This window comes from Gilliamella sp. B3367, from assembly GCF_026536825.1.
Taxonomy (GTDB): domain Bacteria; phylum Pseudomonadota; class Gammaproteobacteria; order Enterobacterales; family Orbaceae; genus Gilliamella; species Gilliamella apicola_E.
The window spans coordinates 336,992-353,300 of record NZ_JAFNNJ010000001.1; the positions used below are offsets into that span (position 1 = coordinate 336,992).

General features: G+C 36.8%; 15 protein-coding genes, 1 tRNA gene, 1 other RNA gene and 1 CRISPR repeat array. Of the genes, 14 read left to right on the top strand and 3 right to left on the bottom strand.

The features are described from left to right. The first annotated feature begins 4 nt into the window (after nucleotides 1-4). Genes rng through J3U23_RS01475 form a run of 3 tightly spaced genes read left to right on the top strand, consistent with a single transcriptional unit; the run spans nucleotide 5 to nucleotide 3,704 of the window. Nucleotides 5-1,480: a ribonuclease G gene (rng, locus tag J3U23_RS01465; RefSeq protein WP_065562212.1), complete on the top strand. Its 1,476-nt coding sequence runs from the start codon at nucleotides 5-7 to the stop codon at nucleotides 1,478-1,480. A gap of 49 nt (nucleotides 1,481-1,529) precedes the next feature. Further along, complete coding sequence (gene tldD / locus J3U23_RS01470) at nucleotides 1,530-2,987, top strand: metalloprotease TldD (RefSeq protein WP_267338249.1); 1,458 nt, start codon at nucleotides 1,530-1,532, stop codon at nucleotides 2,985-2,987. A gap of 30 nt (nucleotides 2,988-3,017) precedes the next feature. Continuing rightward, nucleotides 3,018-3,704: a DedA family protein gene (locus tag J3U23_RS01475; protein WP_065562210.1), complete on the top strand. Its 687-nt coding sequence runs from the start codon at nucleotides 3,018-3,020 to the stop codon at nucleotides 3,702-3,704. 2 nt (nucleotides 3,705-3,706) lie between these two features. On the opposite strand, the gene rnpB is transcribed toward J3U23_RS01475, so the two are convergent. The 3 genes from rnpB to J3U23_RS01490 form a co-directional block, all read right to left on the bottom strand. After that, nucleotides 3,707-4,095: RNase P RNA component class A (gene rnpB, locus J3U23_RS01480), an RNA gene on the bottom strand. A gap of 178 nt (nucleotides 4,096-4,273) precedes the next feature. Continuing rightward, on the bottom strand, nucleotides 4,274-4,636 hold the full coding sequence (gene bamE / locus J3U23_RS01485; protein ID WP_065562209.1) for an outer membrane protein assembly factor BamE domain-containing protein: 363 nt from the start codon (nucleotides 4,634-4,636) through the stop codon (nucleotides 4,274-4,276). Between the two features lie 209 nt (nucleotides 4,637-4,845). Further along, entirely contained in the window at nucleotides 4,846-5,127 is a 282-nt protein-coding gene (locus J3U23_RS01490; RefSeq protein ID WP_065562208.1) for a helix-turn-helix domain-containing protein, read from the bottom strand. A gap of 177 nt (nucleotides 5,128-5,304) precedes the next feature. Between J3U23_RS01490 and J3U23_RS01495 the strand changes: the two genes are divergently transcribed. The 11 genes from J3U23_RS01495 to pnp all read left to right on the top strand — a co-directional run bounded on the left by J3U23_RS01495 (nucleotide 5,305) and on the right by pnp (nucleotide 16,293). After that, nucleotides 5,305-5,661, top strand: coding sequence for a DNA-binding protein (locus J3U23_RS01495; protein ID WP_065734288.1), 357 nt, complete (start codon nucleotides 5,305-5,307; stop codon nucleotides 5,659-5,661). Nucleotides 5,662-5,725: 64 nt separating this feature from the next. Then, complete coding sequence (gene proQ / locus J3U23_RS01500) at nucleotides 5,726-6,262, top strand: RNA chaperone ProQ (RefSeq protein ID WP_065562206.1); 537 nt, start codon at nucleotides 5,726-5,728, stop codon at nucleotides 6,260-6,262. A 9-nt stretch (nucleotides 6,263-6,271) separates the two neighbouring features. Further along, complete coding sequence (prc, locus tag J3U23_RS01505) at nucleotides 6,272-8,344, top strand: carboxy terminal-processing peptidase (RefSeq protein ID WP_065734289.1); 2,073 nt, start codon at nucleotides 6,272-6,274, stop codon at nucleotides 8,342-8,344. 29 nt (nucleotides 8,345-8,373) lie between these two features. Beyond that, nucleotides 8,374-8,463 carry a YnhF family membrane protein gene (locus J3U23_RS01510; protein ID WP_141673908.1) on the top strand — a complete coding sequence of 30 codons (90 nt, stop codon included), beginning with the start codon at nucleotides 8,374-8,376 and terminating at the stop codon, nucleotides 8,461-8,463. Nucleotides 8,464-8,531: 68 nt separating this feature from the next. Beyond that, a tRNA-Ser gene (locus tag J3U23_RS01515) sits at nucleotides 8,532-8,619 on the top strand. Nucleotides 8,620-8,744: 125 nt separating this feature from the next. Continuing rightward, on the top strand, nucleotides 8,745-9,638 hold the full coding sequence (gene prmB / locus J3U23_RS01520; protein ID WP_267338250.1) for a 50S ribosomal protein L3 N(5)-glutamine methyltransferase: 894 nt from the start codon (nucleotides 8,745-8,747) through the stop codon (nucleotides 9,636-9,638). 35 nt (nucleotides 9,639-9,673) lie between these two features. Continuing rightward, nucleotides 9,674-10,741, top strand: coding sequence for a chorismate synthase (gene aroC, locus J3U23_RS01525; protein WP_267338251.1), 1,068 nt, complete (start codon nucleotides 9,674-9,676; stop codon nucleotides 10,739-10,741). Nucleotides 10,742-10,743: 2 nt separating this feature from the next. Continuing rightward, the gene (locus tag J3U23_RS01530; RefSeq protein WP_220225047.1) at nucleotides 10,744-11,496 is read left to right on the top strand and encodes a TSUP family transporter; all 753 of its coding nucleotides are present in this window, start codon (nucleotides 10,744-10,746) and stop codon (nucleotides 11,494-11,496) included. 312 nt (nucleotides 11,497-11,808) lie between these two features. Continuing rightward, a CRISPR array of direct repeats spans nucleotides 11,809-12,202; the repeat unit is 29 nt; unit sequence GTGTTCCCTATATACATAGGGATAAACCG. Between the two features lie 319 nt (nucleotides 12,203-12,521). Continuing rightward, the gene (locus tag J3U23_RS01535) at nucleotides 12,522-13,445 is read left to right on the top strand and encodes a LysR family transcriptional regulator (protein WP_065562201.1); all 924 of its coding nucleotides are present in this window, start codon (nucleotides 12,522-12,524) and stop codon (nucleotides 13,443-13,445) included. A 146-nt stretch (nucleotides 13,446-13,591) separates the two neighbouring features. Beyond that, nucleotides 13,592-13,861 carry a 30S ribosomal protein S15 gene (gene rpsO / locus J3U23_RS01540; protein ID WP_065562200.1) on the top strand — a complete coding sequence of 90 codons (270 nt, stop codon included), beginning with the start codon at nucleotides 13,592-13,594 and terminating at the stop codon, nucleotides 13,859-13,861. A gap of 317 nt (nucleotides 13,862-14,178) precedes the next feature. Next, entirely contained in the window at nucleotides 14,179-16,293 is a 2,115-nt protein-coding gene (gene pnp / locus J3U23_RS01545) for a polyribonucleotide nucleotidyltransferase (RefSeq protein ID WP_065562199.1), read from the top strand. Nucleotides 16,294-16,309: the final 16 nt, after the last annotated feature.

Sequence of the window (16,309 nt, forward strand, 5' to 3'; positions counted from 1 at the left end):
CATTATGTCTGTCGAATTATTAATGAACGTAACGCCATCAGAAACTCGGGTGGCATATATTGAAGATGGGATATTACAAGAAATCCACGTAGATCGTGAATCACGTCGAGGTATTGTAGGAAATATCTATAAAGGCAAAATCATTCGTATTTTACCGGGTATGCAAGCTGCGTTTGTTGATATCGGTCTTGAAAAAGCTGCTTTTTTGCACGCCTCGGATATCATGCCGCATACCGAATGTGTATCGGACAGTGAACAAGAACAGTTTCAAGTTAAAGATATTTCTGAATTGGTCCGTCAAGGCCAAGATTTAATGGTACAAGTTGTTAAAGATCCTTTGGGGACTAAAGGTGCCAGACTTACTACAGATATAACTTTACCTTCGCGTTATTTAGTTTTAATGCCTGGTCCTAACTCTGCTCATGTAGCGACATCGCAACGAATTGAATCGGAAGAAGAGCGTGAAAGGCTTAAAAAAATTGTTGAACAATATGTTACCGATGAAAGTGGTTTTATTGTTAGAACTGCTGCCGAAGGAGCAAATGCTCACGAACTTGAACAAGATGCCAATTTTTTAAAACGTTTATGGGCAAAAATTCAAGAACGAATGGCGCGTCCAATCAGCAAATATTTAGTCTATGGTGAGCTTGCTTTATCTCAACGAGTATTACGGGATTTTGTTGGCGACCCAATTGAACGAATTTTGGTTGACTCTAAACTTACTTATGATTTGTTGGTTGAGTTTACACAGGAATTTATGCCAGAAGTTACCAACAAATTAACCCATTATCGCGGTAATATCCCAATTTTCGATCTGTATGATATTGAAAACGAAATTCAACGAGCGTTAGACCGTAAAGTCAAATTAAAATCGGGTGGTTATTTAATTATTGATCAAACCGAAGCTATGACGACCATTGATATTAATACTGGTGCATTTGTAGGTCATCGTAATTTAGAAGAAACTATTTTCAACACCAATATCGAAGCAACCATTGCGATTGCGCGTCAATTACGATTACGCAACTTAGGCGGTATTATCATTATCGATTTTATTGATATGCAAGAAGATATTCACCGTGAACGAGTGTTACTATCTTTACAAGACTTTTTAGCCAAAGATCGAGCACGAACATCCGTGAACACTTTCTCTGGTTTGGGGTTAGTTGAAATGACACGTAAGCGGACTCGAGAAAGTATTGGTCATATACTTTGTGAAGAGTGTCCTGCATGTAAAGGTCGAGGGATTGTTAAATCAGTAGAAACGGTTTGTAATGAAATACTCCGTGAAATTGTTCGTATATACAAAGCTCACCGCTCTGAATACTTTTTGGTTTATGCCTCAGCTGCAGTGGCTAATGCATTAACGACGGATGAATCACATGCGCTAGCAGAAGTTGAAGTGTTTGTTGGCAAACGTGTTGAAGTAAAAGTTGAACCACTTTATATTCAAGAACAATATGATGTAGTACTTATGTAATAATACATTTTACAGTTTTTATATTGATAATCATTAGATTAAGGAATTTATGAACGTAGTCCAAGTGAGTGAACGGTTACTCAATCCAAATAACTTAAATCAGCAAGATATAGTAAATTTGCTTGATATGCTTAGTTCAAGGCAAATTGATTTTGGTGATTTATATTTTTTATCTGGTTATTACGAAAGTTGGTCTCTTGAAGATAGCATTATTAAAAATGCCTCTTTTCATCGCGATCAAGGTGTTGGTGTTAGAGCGATTATTGGTGAAAAAACAGGATTTGCTTATACTGATCAGCTTTCTTTAGCTCGATTAGAGCAAAGTGTATTAGCCGCAAACTCTATTACTAAAAATCAAACACCCATTATGGTTACTCCATTTAAAACGGCTAACAATATCATCAAGTATCCATCGCTTAATCCGATAAATAGCTTTTCGCAGGAGCAAAAAATTGCCTTATTACACCAAGTTGATAAGTTAGCACGTTCAATTGATCCAAGAGTCATTGAAGTTTCAGCAAGCTTAATTGGTAGTTATGAAGACATTTTAATTGCTGGCACTGATGGTACCTTATGTGCAGATGTTAGGCCTTTAGTTCGCTTATCAGTATCCGTCCTTGTCGAACAAGATGGTAAACGTGAACGAGGGAGTAGTGGCGGTGGTGGTCGATTTAGTTATGACTATTTTTTAACGACTAATGCGAAAACAGGTGAAAGTTATGTAGATAGTTATACCCGAGAAGCTGTGCGTCAAGCTTTAGTTTTGCTCTCAGCCAAACCGGCTCCAGCAGGCACCATGCCAGTTGTTTTAGGTGCAGGTTGGCCAGGTGTGTTACTTCACGAAGCAGTAGGACACGGGTTAGAGGGAGACTTTAATCGTAAAAATAGTTCTGTGTTTTCAGGAAAAATTGGCGAACAAGTTACCTCAGAGCTTTGTACTATCGTTGATGATGGAACCATTGAAAATCGTCGAGGTTCACTCTCTATTGATGATGAAGGTACGCCAAGTCAAAAAACGGTATTAATCGAAAACGGTGTTTTAAAAGGCTACATGTTTGATAAGCTTAACGCAAAATTAATGAATTGCCATTCGACTGGCAATGGTCGCCGTGAAGGGTATGCCTGTTTACCTATGCCTAGAATGACCAATACCTACATGCTAGCGGGAACATCGAGTTTTGATGAAATCATCCAAAGTGTAGATTATGGACTATATGCACCTAATTTTGCAGGTGGGCAAGTCGATATAACTTCAGGAAAATTTGTCTTCTCAACTTCAGAAGCCTATTTAATTGAAAAAGGTAAAATTACTACGGCGGTCACAGGTGCAACGCTTATTGGATCAGGTATTGAAACGATGCAACAAATTTCAATGGTAGGCAATGATCTCGAACTTGATCCAGGTGTTGGTGTTTGTGGTAAAGCAGGGCAAAGCGTTCCTGTTGGAGTTGGTCAACCGACTTTAAAAGTGAATAATTTAACCGTAGGTGGTACTATTAACCACTAATAATAATACATTAATGAGAAAATAAGCTAAATGGATACAATCATTACACTATACCAAGCATTTGTTCATATGGATATAAAAACACTCTCAAACCCAGATGTGTTATGGATATTATATGGAATGCTATTTGTCATCATTCTATTAGAAAATGGTGTGTTACCCGCAGCTTTTTTACCGGGTGATAGTTTACTGTTTCTAACTGGCGTATTGATAAGTCTTGATGTTTTTCATTTTGGTCTTATAAACTTAATTCTAATTGCTGGTGCTGCCTTCGGCACATGGCTCGGTTATGCACAAGGCCGGTGGTTGGGTAATACCAAAACTGTACAGAATTGGATGGCACATTTGCCAGAAAAATATCACCATAAATCAGAGGTACTATTCCACAAATATGGCTTACAAGCACTATTTATTGGACGATTTATTGCATTTGTTCGCACATTATTACCAATGATGGCGGGGTTATCAGGTTTGCATAGCCGTAAATTTCACATCTACAATTGGGTAAGTGCAACATTATGGATATTTTTGATTGTTACATTAGGCTATTTATTTGGTTTATCACCAATTTTTAAAACATACGAAAAACAGATTATGTCTTTATTAATGTTAATACCAGTATTTTTATTGGTATTAGGATTAGTATTTTCGATTTGGTTAGCAGTAAAGCGTTGGTTAAGTAATAAAAAACAAGCAAAGCAAAACCGTAAAGAATAAAAAGGTGAAATTAACCGATAAGCCGGGTTCTGTCGTGGACAATCATTCCTCTAGGCTAATACTCACGCATTAGCTCAAGCAGTCTACCCGGATTCAACGCGGGCCGCGCCAATGAATCCCTATTTGACCTTGCTCCGAGTGGAGTTTACCGTGCCACAACTGTTACCAGCTGCGCGGTGCGCTCTTACCGCACCCTTTCACCCTTACCTGATCTTATTGCTAAGCCATCGGCGGTATACTCTCTGTTGCACTAGTCGTGAATGTTCGCTCTCGCCAACACCCCCCAGGCGTTACCTGGCACTCTGCCCTATGGAGCCCGGACTTTCCTCCCCTCTGTTTGTCTCCCTTTTACAAGGGACTACAACAAAGCAGCGATTGTCTGGTTAATTTCGCAAATGAGTATAACGTAATAAAGACTTTTGTCCAGAGCGGAATAAAGTATATGAATGGAATCTAAACAAAATATGAAATTAAAATCTGAGAATAAGGGGATTTAACGGTAAGAACAATCATTAAGCAAATAGATAAAAAAGCACATCTAATTGATGTGCTTAATAATCAAATGATAATTACCACTTCTTCTGTTTATTGTTTTGCGAATAGTTAAACCAAGTTACAACACCTTGGTTTACCACTACTTCTAACGTACCTTCAAGAATGTCGTATTGAGTTTCCCCAAAAATTGCATTTTTGGTTGAACTTTTTTTAAGATATGTATAAGTCCATTTTGATTCGTTAGCATTAATGCTAACCTTACTTGCTGGTTGACCAAAAATATGCAGCAGTTGTGCCTCAGTGGTTGAGCCTTCAACAATTTTATCCACTTTCTCATGACTTAGTGGGGTACCTTGTTCTAAATAATTTTTTTGTGAACATGCGGATAATGCTAATACTGAAAATAAAAGCACCAAAATTTTACTAAGATTTTTCATAATAATTGCCTATTAAACTATGATTTATATCAAAAGATGGCTAATCATAGCATAGGATTAATATTGATGAAAATAATCAAGTTAGTTTAAATAAAGAAAATAGATGAATTGAATTGATAAAAGAATAAAGCAAAAACGAACACATGAAAACAAGTGTTTCTATATGTTTCCATATGTTTGTAAAAAAGTGTTAATTAGATTGTTGTCAGTTAATGATTTGAAGATGTATTATCTGAACTTTTTCTCAAAACTCGCTTAATTGGCTGTCTTGTCATTGAATTTATATAACGGCTTGGCCAAATTTGCGAGGGTTTTAAATTGAGAGCTTTAGCGATAATTGACTCTCCTTTTGTCCAAGGTCTAACAAGCGCATTGCTAAGTGTTGAGGAACTTAGTCCGGATTGACGAGATAATTCAGCGAGAGTTGTCCCTTTCTTTTTTAATGCGGCAATAATGTCTGCTTTATGCCAATCATTAGATTTAATCTCCATTTTTTTCTTCCTTCTTAGTTTATAACCTTAAATATCTATGTTATGCTTTCTAGTTATCAAAACCAGTAAGTTTATAATTTAACTTTAAATAACAATGGTAAGTAGTTTCTTAATATTGTATCAAAGTTTCTTTAATTTCTATAACTTTTTCTTGTTTCTTAAAATAGGATTATTAGAATGAAAGAGTGGTTCTCACCAAAAGAACTATTAAGTATTGCAGGGATGCCATCAACAACACAAGGTATAAATCGTAAAGCAAGATCTGAAAACTGGACTTCTCGTAAACGTTCAGGCGTTCGTGGTAAAGCTATTGAATATCACATTAGCAGCTTGTCAATAGATGTTAAAAAAGCTTTGTATCTAGAGGAAGAGAGTGCAACTTACGTTGTTTCGCCAATTAATCCATTACAACTGTGGATGACAGCATTTGAACAATTATCTACAGAAGAACAAACGATTGTCAGTTCATGGATAATGCGAAATGGTATCAAAGATTTTATTTCTTTTATTAACAAACACAAAAAAGATAATTAGTGTTATTGTACAAGCTGAGATATACTTTATCGTCAGAAAATTATTAGTAGCAATGGAATAATCAATGGAAAATCAGTTTCAATTAACAAATACTAAAGAGATTATTAATTATTTAAACCAGCAGTTTCCTAATTGTTTTACTATTGAAGGGGAAGCAAAGCCTTTAAAAATTGGCATCTTTCAAGATATTATTTCTCGCCTAGAAAATAGTGAATTATTGAGCAAAACCAAACTTCGCATTGCACTTAGAGCCTACACCATGGGTTGGCGCTATCTATATTGCATAAAGGAAGGTGCAAATCGCGTTGACTTAGATGGTAACCCAACTGAAGTTATTACCAAAGAACAAATGGAACATGCTCAGCAACAATTAAAAGAAAGCAAGGAGCAAGCTAAGGAAAGGGCAAAACAAAAACGTAAAGCAGCCCCTAAACCTTCTCGAAAACCTAGAGCTCTGAAAATTGGTGATTTTGTTCGAGTCAATGTTGGTCAAAAACCAGTCAAAGGACAGATCATCACTATTGAAAAAGAGCACATCAAAGTCAAAGTAGGAACAGGAATGGAACTAACAGTCAAACCTGAGCATATTATTAATCGATAGAGAATTTATATGAATAAGTTACTGAAAGGTTTTGTTAAATTCGGTCTCATTTTATGTATTATTAGTACAACGGCTCAGGCCAAAGCTCCTGCAACGGAACAAATTCCAGTTCTAAAACAAGATGAAGTACATCAAGTTGTCGCCAAACGAGTAACTAATTTCTTTACTCAATCACATTATCGTGATTTTTCCTTAGATGGTGCATTTTCAGCTAAAATTTTCGATCGCTATTTCAAATTATTAGATGGTAATAAAACTATCTTTCTTCAAGATGATGTAAACAAATTCCGTATTTACCAAGAACAATTAGGTCAAGAATTAAGAGATGGCGATCTAAAAACAGCTTATGATATCTACAACCTTTTTTTACAAAAACGCTACAACCGATATCAATATGCGCTTGAAGTATTGCAACGTCCAATGGACTTTAGCGCTAAAGACGAAATTAATTTTAAGCGTGAAGACCTAGCATGGGCAACTAATGAAAAAGAACTTGATGACTATTGGGAAAAACGCGTTAAATATGACGAGCTAAATTTAGCATTAACGGGTAAAAACGAGACTCAGATTCGTGAAGTATTAACTAAACGATATAAACGCGTATTAAAAACTATTGAACAATCTAATAATGAAGATTGTTTCCAAGTCTTTATGAATGCGTTTGCTCGCGAAATTGACCCTCATACTAGCTATTTAGCGCCGCGTAAAAAACGGGATTTTGATTCTGAAATGAGTTTATCTTTCGAAGGAATCGGTGCCACACTTAGTCAACAAGATGATTATACTGTAATCATGTCATTTGTAACTGGCGGCCCAGCCGAAAAAAGTAAATTATTAACAGTTGGCGATAAAATTATCGGGGTAGGGCAAAGCAATTCTCCTATTGAAGATGTAATCGGTTGGCGATTAGAGGATATTGTTGACAAAATACGCGGTCCTAAAAACACCATAGTAAAATTAGAAATTTTACCAGCGGGCAATAACAGCAAACCTAAAATCATTGAACTTAAACGTGACAAAATTCATTTTGAAGATCGAGAAGCAAAATTAAAAGTTATCAATAATAGCCGAGGCAAAGTCGGTATTATTGAAATACCAAGCTTCTATATTGGGTTAAGCAAAAAGGTTCAATCATTATTAATGGAAGCTAACAGCGAAAAATTACAAGGCCTAGTTATTGATTTGCGCAATAATGGTGGTGGTTCCTTAGCTGAAGTTATTGAGTTAACAGGTTTATTTATTGACAATGGTCCAGTCGTACAAGTGCGTGATAACCTTCAAAAAATCACGACTTATGATGACAAAAATAAAGGTATTGACTACAGCGGTCCAATTGTTGTGATGATTAACCGTTATAGTGCTTCAGCATCAGAAATTTTCTCAGCAGCAATGCAAGATTATGGTCGGGCAGTAATTGTTGGTGAAACCACCTATGGCAAGGGAACAGTCCAAACTTCACGAGGTATCTCATACCCAGTTGATGCTCGTTTACACCCAAGCTGGCCTGAACTTGGTGGTGCTCAATATACTGTCCAAAAATTCTATCGTATTAATGGTGGCAGTACCCAATTAAAGGGTGTTGATCCTGATATTGAAATGACCAAAAGCCAATATGTTGATGAAACTGGTGAACGATTCTTAGATAATGCTATGCCATGGGATAAAATTCCTTCTGCAGACTATTTAACTGTAGCAAACATCAAACCACTATTAGCAAACTTAAAATCGCAACATGAAGCTCGAATTGCTAAAAACCCAGAATTCAACTATATCGAAGAAGACATTAAAGAATTTAATAGCAAAAAAAATGACAATCTCACTGTCTCATTAAATAAAAATGAACGTGAAACAGAGCAAAAAACTAAAGAAGAGCGAGACCTTAAGCGTATGAATGAACGTTTAAACCGTGCAGGTCTAGCACCTATTAAAAATTTAAAGGAACTACCTAAAGATTATAAACAGCCAGATCCATTCTTAGATGAATCGGTAGAGATCTTGTTTGACTTAATACCTAATTACCCAAGTATTGAAGAAAGTAAAAACTTAGGTGGATTTTTATCTTTAGATACACCAATTGAATAGTGTTAAAACAAAAGTAAGGAGAAAAGACTATGTGTACTGACTTAAAATATGCTTTAGTTGCAACCGTATTAATTTTATCCATTATTGCAGCTTTTGGCGTTGTTGTTTGCATGAATTAAGACTTGATTAATTTAGTCCAGATAATTATAGTATGCACCCTGCTTTTTTAAAGCGGGTGCTAAATTAAGGTGAGGTGTCCGAGTGGTTGAAGGAGCACGCCTGGAAAGTGTGTATACGGCAACGTATCAAGGGTTCGAATCCCTTCCTCACCGCCATTAAAATTTATTTAGTCATTGCAGCAAAGAACCCAGAGGTTCTATCTCATTACTGGTGACATATTCGCACAAGGTTAATGACCTGACGAGTAACCTCATCTTCTCCTTGATCTTCCGGAGTTAATATGGAAAATTTACGCACCGTTCAGGATTATATACGCTGGACCACGTCACAACTTAGTCAATCAGATATCTTTCTAGGGCATGGAACAGATAATCCTATAGATGAAGCTAAACAACTTATCTTAGCAACGTTAGGCTTATCATTATTTATTCCCCCTGAGTTTTATGCATCAAATCTAACTAGCGATGAAAAACAACAATTAAATGCGATCATCAATAAGCGACTTACTGATCGCTTACCAACACCTTACTTAACCAATCAAGCATGGTTTTGTGGTCACTGCTTTTATGTTGATGAAAGAGTATTAATACCTCGCTCTCCGATAGGCGAATTGATTAACAATCAATTTAAAGACTTAATTATTAGTCAACCAAAGAAAATCTTAGATCTTTGTACCGGTAGTGGCTGTATTGGGATTGCCTGTGCTTATGCCTTCCCTGAGGCGCAAGTTGATATTACCGATATCTCACTTGAAGCTCTTGATGTTGCTCAAACCAATATTGAAATGCACGATATGCAATATCAAGTCACCCCAATTCTATCTGATCTGTTTAATGGATTACCTGATAACAAATATGACTTAATCGTCACTAATCCGCCTTATGTCGATGATGAAGACATGAATGATCTTCCAGACGAATTTTTATATGAACCAAAATTGGCGCTTGAAGCTGGGCTTGATGGGTTAGATTTAGTGAAAAGAATTTTATATGATGCAAGTAACTATTTAACACCAGAAGGCTTATTAATTTGCGAAGTCGGCAACAGCTGGGTATCTTTACAAGAACAGTATCCAGACGTACCATTTAACTGGATAACTTTTGAACATGGTGGACTAGGTGTATTTTCACTGACCAATAATGACCTAAAAGCTTATCAACACTATTTTAATTAAATTAAATATAAAAAATAAAATCGGAATAGAGAACTATGGCAGGAAATTCAATTGGTAAATTATTTAAAGTCACTACCTTTGGTGAATCACATGGCATTGCATTAGGATGCATTGTCGATGGTGTACCACCAGGACTGAGTTTAAACGAATCCGATATGCAACATGACCTGGATCGTCGTCGCCCAGGATCATCTCGCTATACAACTCAGCGTCGCGAAGCGGATCAAGTAAAAATTCTTTCAGGTGTATTTGAAGGGGTAACTACAGGAACCAGCATTGGATTACTTATTGAAAATACTGACCAACGTTCGCAAGATTATAGCAAAATAAAAGATATCTTCAGACCTAGTCATGCTGACTACACCTACCAAAAAAAATACGGAATTCGTGATTATCGTGGTGGCGGTCGATCATCAGCTCGTGAAACCGCCATGCGAGTTGCTGCAGGTGCTATTGCTAAAAAATATTTACATGAAAAACTGGGTATCACTATTCGCGGCTATCTAGCTCAAATGGGTGATATCGAGTGCCAACTAAAAGATTGGCAACAAGTAGACCAAAATCCTTTCTTTTGCCCTGATGAAAGCAAATTGGAAGCTCTTGATGAATTACTAAGAAAACTAAAAAAAGAGGGTGATTCTATCGGTGCTAAAGTTTGTATAGTGGCTGAGCATGTGCCAGTAGGGTTAGGAGAACCAGTCTTTGACAAACTCGACGCCGATCTTGCCCATGCCCTAATGAGCATCAATGCCGTCAAAGGCGTTGAAATAGGCGACGGATTTGCTACTGTCAACAAACGCGGAAGTGAAAATCGTGATGAAATTACCCTTGAAGGCTTTTTATCTAATCACGCTGGCGGTATTTTAGGCGGTATTAGCTCCGGGCAAACCATTTTGGCAAGTATTGCTTTAAAACCTACGCCAAGTATTGAAATTGCCGGGCAGTCGATTAATGTTTATGGTGATAGCGTTGAAGTATCGACGCATGGCCGACATGATCCTTGTGTGGGTATCCGAGCAGTACCAATTGCTGAAGCAATGGTTGCAATTGTTTTAATGGATCATTATCTTCGACATCGAGCACAATGTAGTGATGTAAAATAATCATGAGTTACGAATTACTGGCTTTACTTTTTTTTATAGCCATGTTGGCTGGTTTTATTGATTCTATCGCTGGTGGCGGTGGGCTATTAACGGTACCGGCTCTTTTGGCGGTAGGCTTACCGCCAGCCAGCGCTTTAGCCACCAATAAATTACAAAGTACTGGGGGATCTTTCTCTGCCAGCCTTTACTTTATTCGTGAACGCATGGTTGATTTAAAACAGCAAAAATTCGCAATTACCTGTGCCTTTATTGGCTCGGCGCTTGGCACATTATCCGTCATGCATATACAAGCTGACTTCTTAAAATTACTCTTACCGATCTTAACTATTAGTGTCGGGCTCTATTTTTTACTCTCCCCGACCATTGGTGAAAATGACCGTAAAAGTCGCCTAACCATAATCCAATTCGCCTTATTACCAGCATTAGCTATCGGATTTTATGACGGTTTTTTTGGGCCCGGAGCTGGCTCATTTTACGCACTCGCCTATATCACCCTTGCCGGTTTTAATTTAACCAAAGCCACTGCACATACCAAAGTACTCAATTTTACCTCTAACTTAGCGGGCTTAATCTTTTTTATTGTTGGTGGAGAAGTGGTATGGTCAATTGGTCTTGTTATGCTTGTTGGTCAATTTATTGGCGCAAGATTAGGGGCAAAAATGGTTATCGCTAAAGGGCGAAAATTGATAAGGCCAATGCTTATTACCGTTTCCACCATTATGAGTATCAAACTTATCTATGAAAACTTCTTTTAGTTATTCCGTTTTATACTAATAAGTAGGGTTTTCATAACAAACTTGTTGTTGTTTTGTAGTTGAAGTTAAAAGACTACAAAAATGAAACGGTATACACTCCTCAATCTTTTTTACAAAAATTATTTGGTATTGAATAATTTCATATTAAATATCTTCTTCTAAACCATAAATATTTCTTAAATTTCTTGTACAAAACTGTAGCACTATATCTTTGTTGTTATGATTATTATCTTAGATATAAAAAAACACAAAAAAGTTGGTAGAAAAATCCAGGTTAATATTTTAATTATAAAACAATTGGTTATAATAAGAGTGTTCCCTATATACATAGGGATAAACCGCGAAGATAAATCAAATATATTCTGGTTATTACGTGTTCCCTATATACATAGGGATAAACCGTCGGGCCCCGGAATCAGCAGCGAACATAATTAGTGTTCCCTATATACATAGGGATAAACCGAAAAATTGAAACGAGTTCCAGGGGATATAGTAGTGTTCCCTATATACATAGGGATAAACCGCGTAACGCAGTTTGCTTATTATTGATTAAATCGTGTTCCCTATATACATAGGGATAAACCGGGCGTCTGCTTGAAATTAGTAACCGTAACGCCGTGTTCCCTATATACATAGGGATAAACCGTGTAAACCGCAAGTCGCAGTCTGACCGAAGGGGGGGCCCTATATACATAGGGATAAATCGTACAAAATTCAGTAAAAATTTATTTAATTACTAAATTGAAGAAGTGATTTGTTATCATTGTGGTATCTATATAGGAAACTGGTAAGATATATTGATACTAGATAATTGAGTAAGTATGATAATTATCGACGATCCAAAGGTGAATAACAGCAATGAATTATATTGTAAACAAAATGCTATATTAAATTAAACTAGTCTATCTATTTTGTTAAATTGGTTTTTTGAGCTATAGTTTTTACTGCACATATAATTATATTTAATATATAGTTAAATTTATATTGCAAAATGATTTGCTTATAACAATCCATTAAGTGATGCCATGAAACTTCAACAATTACGTTACATTTTAGAAATAGCTCGCTCAGGCTCGATTAATGAGGCTGCTAAGAATCTTTATATTACTCAGCCTAGTCTTTCTACTGCGGTTAAGGATTTGGAAGCCGAATTCGGTATCGAGATTTTTGTAAGAACATCAAAAGGGGTTTCACTCTCGGCTGATGGTGTGGAATTTTTGGGGTATGCTAAGCAGGTTTTAGATCAAGCTCAATTGTTGGAGCAACATTTTTCAAAAAAAGAACCCTCTAAGCAGTTATGCAGTATTTCAACGCAACATTATGCGTTTGCAGTTAATGCGTTTGTTAATTTAATCAAGAAGAATCATACAGATGAATATGAGTTCACCTTACGAGAAACGCGGACTTACGACATTATTACTGATGTTGCCAATTTGCGTAGTGAAGTGGGTATTTTGTATCTGACCGATTTTAATCAAAAGGTGATTTTGCGACTGCTTAAAGAGCATCGTCTTACTTTTAATCCTTTGTTTGAAGCCGATCCTCATGTGTTTATTAGCACCCATCATCCTTTAGCTGCTATGAAGTCGTTGACGCTTGAAGATTTGGAGGATTTTCCATATCTCTCTTTTGAACAGGGTGAATATAACTCTTTTTATTTTTCGGAAGAGATTTTAAGTACCGTCTATCATAAGAAAAGTATTCATGTAAGTGATAGAGCGACGTTGTTTAATTTATTGCATGGGTTAAATGGTTATACAATTAGTACTGGCGTGCTCAGTACTGATTTGAATGGTTCGGATATTTTGTCTATTCCTTTGGCCGTTGATGAGAAGATTTTAATCGGTTGGATAACTTCGCAAAAAGCGCAATTAAGTTTGTCGGCGCAAAATTATATTGAAGCGTTGAAAAAGCTTATCCAAGAAGAATATGGTTTTAAACTTAAATAAGCGTTTTAAATTACTAAATCAAATTGCTATTTCAATAAATTCCAGTATAATTGCGCACAATTCATATATTGATTATATGAATACCGAGGAATGTCTGAATTAGAGATCGGTCATTCCATTTTTTTATTTATTTTAAGAGGTTTATTATGTCTCTAACTGTAGAAGCAAAAGCGAAAATCGTTGCTGAATATGGTCGTGGTACTAACGACACTGGTTCAACTGAAGTTCAAGTCGCTCTTTTAACTGCGCGTATTAATGATTTACAAGGTCATTTTTCTGAGCATAAGAAAGATCACCATAGCCGTCGTGGTTTATTACGTATGGTTTCTAGCCGTCGTAAATTATTAGATTATTTACGTCGTACAGACTTTGACCGTTATAACCAGTTGATTCAAAAACTAGGTTTACGTCGCTAATATTTATCTACTTGAAAAGAGGCTTAGGCCTCTTTTTCGTTGTATAAATTTAGGGCTTTGCTATAATGCTGAGCTCGAAAAGCATGTTTAATTGCTTTGTAGAGAAAAATTAATAAAAATAGAAGATTATGTCTCATGTTTCGCGCGACTAATGAGAGCTCTATAATTTATAGATTTGTCATTAGTCGTGACAGTGAAATAATCTTTTGTTGAGTATCCCCCACATGGTTGAAGTGTGTATCAATATGTTCCAGCATTGCGCTGCTTCCTGTCGAAATATCAAACTTCAACATGATTTATAACAAGAGGAATTTATTTTGTTTAATCCGACATATCAAAAATTTCAATATGGTCGTCATACAGTTACATTAGAAACGGGTATTATGGCGCGTCAAGCAACAGCTGCGGTTATGGTCAATATGGACGATACTGCGGTTTTTGTGACTGTAGTAGCTAATAAGAAAGTGAAAGAAGGGCAAGACTTCTTTCCTTTAACCGTTAACTATCAAGAACGTACTTATGCAGCAGGCCGTATTCCAGGTGGTTTCTTTAAACGAGAAGGTCGTCCGAGCGAAGGCGAAACGTTAATTGCTCGTTTAATTGACCGTCCGCTTCGTCCTTTATTCCCAGAAGGTTTTGTTAATGAGATTCAAATCATTGCAACAGTGGTTTCTGTTAACCCAGATGTTAGCCCTGATTTGGTGGCGATGATTGGTGCATCGGCTGCGCTTTGTTTATCTGGCGTACCGTTCCATGGCCCAATTGGTGCAGCACGTGTTGGTTTTATCAATGATGAGTTTGTGCTAAATCCATCAGTTAAAGAGCTAGCATCAAGCCGTTTAGATTTGGTTGTTGCAGGTACCAAAAGTGCCGTGTTAATGGTTGAATCAGAAGCTGATTTGTTAACTGAAGATCAGATGTTAGCTGCGGTGGTTTTTGGTCATGATCAACAACAAGTTGTTATTGATAATATTAATGAGTTTGTAGCGAAAGCGAACTGTGAAAAATGGGATTGGGTTGCACCAGCTAAAAATGAAGAGCTGTTTAATGCTGTTTCTGACTTAGCTAAAGCTCGTTTAGGTGAGGCTTATCGTATCACTGAAAAACAAGCTCGTTATGCACAAATCGATTTGATTAAAGAAGAAGTGTTAGCGGTACTTAAAGAGAAAGACGAAGAGCTTGATGAAAACGAAGTTATCAATATTATTGTTGATTTAGAAAGTCAAATCGTTCGTCAACGTGTTATCGCTGGTGAGCCACGTATTGATGGTCGCGAAAAAGATATGATTCGTGCGCTTGATATTCGTACCAATGTATTACCAAGAACGCATGGTAGTGCTTTATTTACGCGTGGTGAAACTCAAGCACTAGTGACAGCAACATTAGGAACTGAACGTGATGCTCAGATTATTGATGAGTTAACTGGTGAGTATACTGAGCGATTCTTATTACACTACAACTTCCCTCCATACTCAGTAGGTGAAACTGGCATGGTTGGTTCGCCAAAACGTCGCGAAATTGGTCATGGTCGTTTAGCTAAGCGTGGTGTTGCTGCTGTAATGCCAAGTAAAGAAGAGTTCCCATATACTGTTCGTGTTGTTTCAGAGATTACTGAATCTAATGGTTCTTCTTCAATGGCTTCAGTTTGTGGTGCTTCATTAGCGCTTATGGATGCTGGTGTGCCAATTAAGTCTTCTGTTGCAGGTATCGCAATGGGGCTTGTGAAAGAAGGCGATAACTTTGTGGTGTTATCTGATATTTTAGGTGATGAAGATCATCTAGGTGATATGGACTTCAAAGTAGCCGGTACCCGTGAAGGTGTGAGTGCACTTCAAATGGATATCAAAATTGAAGGTATCACTAAAGAAATTATGCAAGTTGCATTAAATCAAGCTAAAGGTGCTCGCTTGCATATTTTAGGGGTGATGGAACAAGCAATTAATAAACCTCGTCAGGAAATTTCTGAATTTGCTCCTCGTATCTATACGATGAATGTTAATCCAGATAAAATACGCGATATTATCGGTAAAGGTGGTGCTACGATTCGTGCACTAACTGAAGAGACTGGTACTACCATTGAAATTACTGATGATGGTACAGTTAAAATTGCGGCAACTGATGGCAATAAGGCTAAAGATGCAATCGAACGTATTAACAATTTAGTTGCTGATGTTGAAATTGGTAAAATCTATACTGGTAAGGTAACCCGTATTGTTGATTTCGGTGCTTTTGTATCAATTATTGGTGGTAAAGAGGGACTTGTTCATGTTTCTCAAATAGCTGATCACCGTGTTGAGAAAGTTGCAGACTACTTGAAAGTAGGTCAAGAAGTGAATGTTAAAGTACTTGAAATTGATCGCCAAGGTCGAATTCGTTTAAGTATGAAAGATGCTGTTGAGCCGAATTCTGATGTTGAGCCAGCAGCTGAATAAGATATTATTCACCAGG

Excerpts from the sequence above, each read along its gene's own strand:
- J3U23_RS01490 (WP_065562208.1), bottom strand. The coding sequence starts at position 5,127 with ATGGAGATTAAATCTAATGATTGGCATAAAGCAGACATTATTGCCGCA.
- J3U23_RS01475 (WP_065562210.1), top strand. The coding sequence starts at position 3,018 with ATGGATACAATCATTACACTATACCAAGCATTTGTTCATATGGATATA.
- J3U23_RS01510 (WP_141673908.1), top strand. The coding sequence starts at position 8,374 with ATGTGTACTGACTTAAAATATGCTTTAGTTGCAACCGTATTAATTTTA.
- J3U23_RS01535 (WP_065562201.1), top strand. The coding sequence starts at position 12,522 with ATGAAACTTCAACAATTACGTTACATTTTAGAAATAGCTCGCTCAGGC.
- J3U23_RS01530 (WP_220225047.1), top strand. The coding sequence starts at position 10,744 with ATGAGTTACGAATTACTGGCTTTACTTTTTTTTATAGCCATGTTGGCT.
- J3U23_RS01495 (WP_065734288.1), top strand. The coding sequence starts at position 5,305 with ATGAAAGAGTGGTTCTCACCAAAAGAACTATTAAGTATTGCAGGGATG.
- tldD (WP_267338249.1), top strand. The coding sequence starts at position 1,530 with ATGAACGTAGTCCAAGTGAGTGAACGGTTACTCAATCCAAATAACTTA.
- aroC (WP_267338251.1), top strand. The coding sequence starts at position 9,674 with ATGGCAGGAAATTCAATTGGTAAATTATTTAAAGTCACTACCTTTGGT.
- prmB (WP_267338250.1), top strand. The coding sequence starts at position 8,745 with ATGGAAAATTTACGCACCGTTCAGGATTATATACGCTGGACCACGTCA.
- bamE (WP_065562209.1), bottom strand. The coding sequence starts at position 4,636 with ATGAAAAATCTTAGTAAAATTTTGGTGCTTTTATTTTCAGTATTAGCA.
- proQ (WP_065562206.1), top strand. The coding sequence starts at position 5,726 with ATGGAAAATCAGTTTCAATTAACAAATACTAAAGAGATTATTAATTAT.
- rpsO (WP_065562200.1), top strand. The coding sequence starts at position 13,592 with ATGTCTCTAACTGTAGAAGCAAAAGCGAAAATCGTTGCTGAATATGGT.
- rng (WP_065562212.1), top strand. The coding sequence starts at position 5 with ATGTCTGTCGAATTATTAATGAACGTAACGCCATCAGAAACTCGGGTG.
- prc (WP_065734289.1), top strand. The coding sequence starts at position 6,272 with ATGAATAAGTTACTGAAAGGTTTTGTTAAATTCGGTCTCATTTTATGT.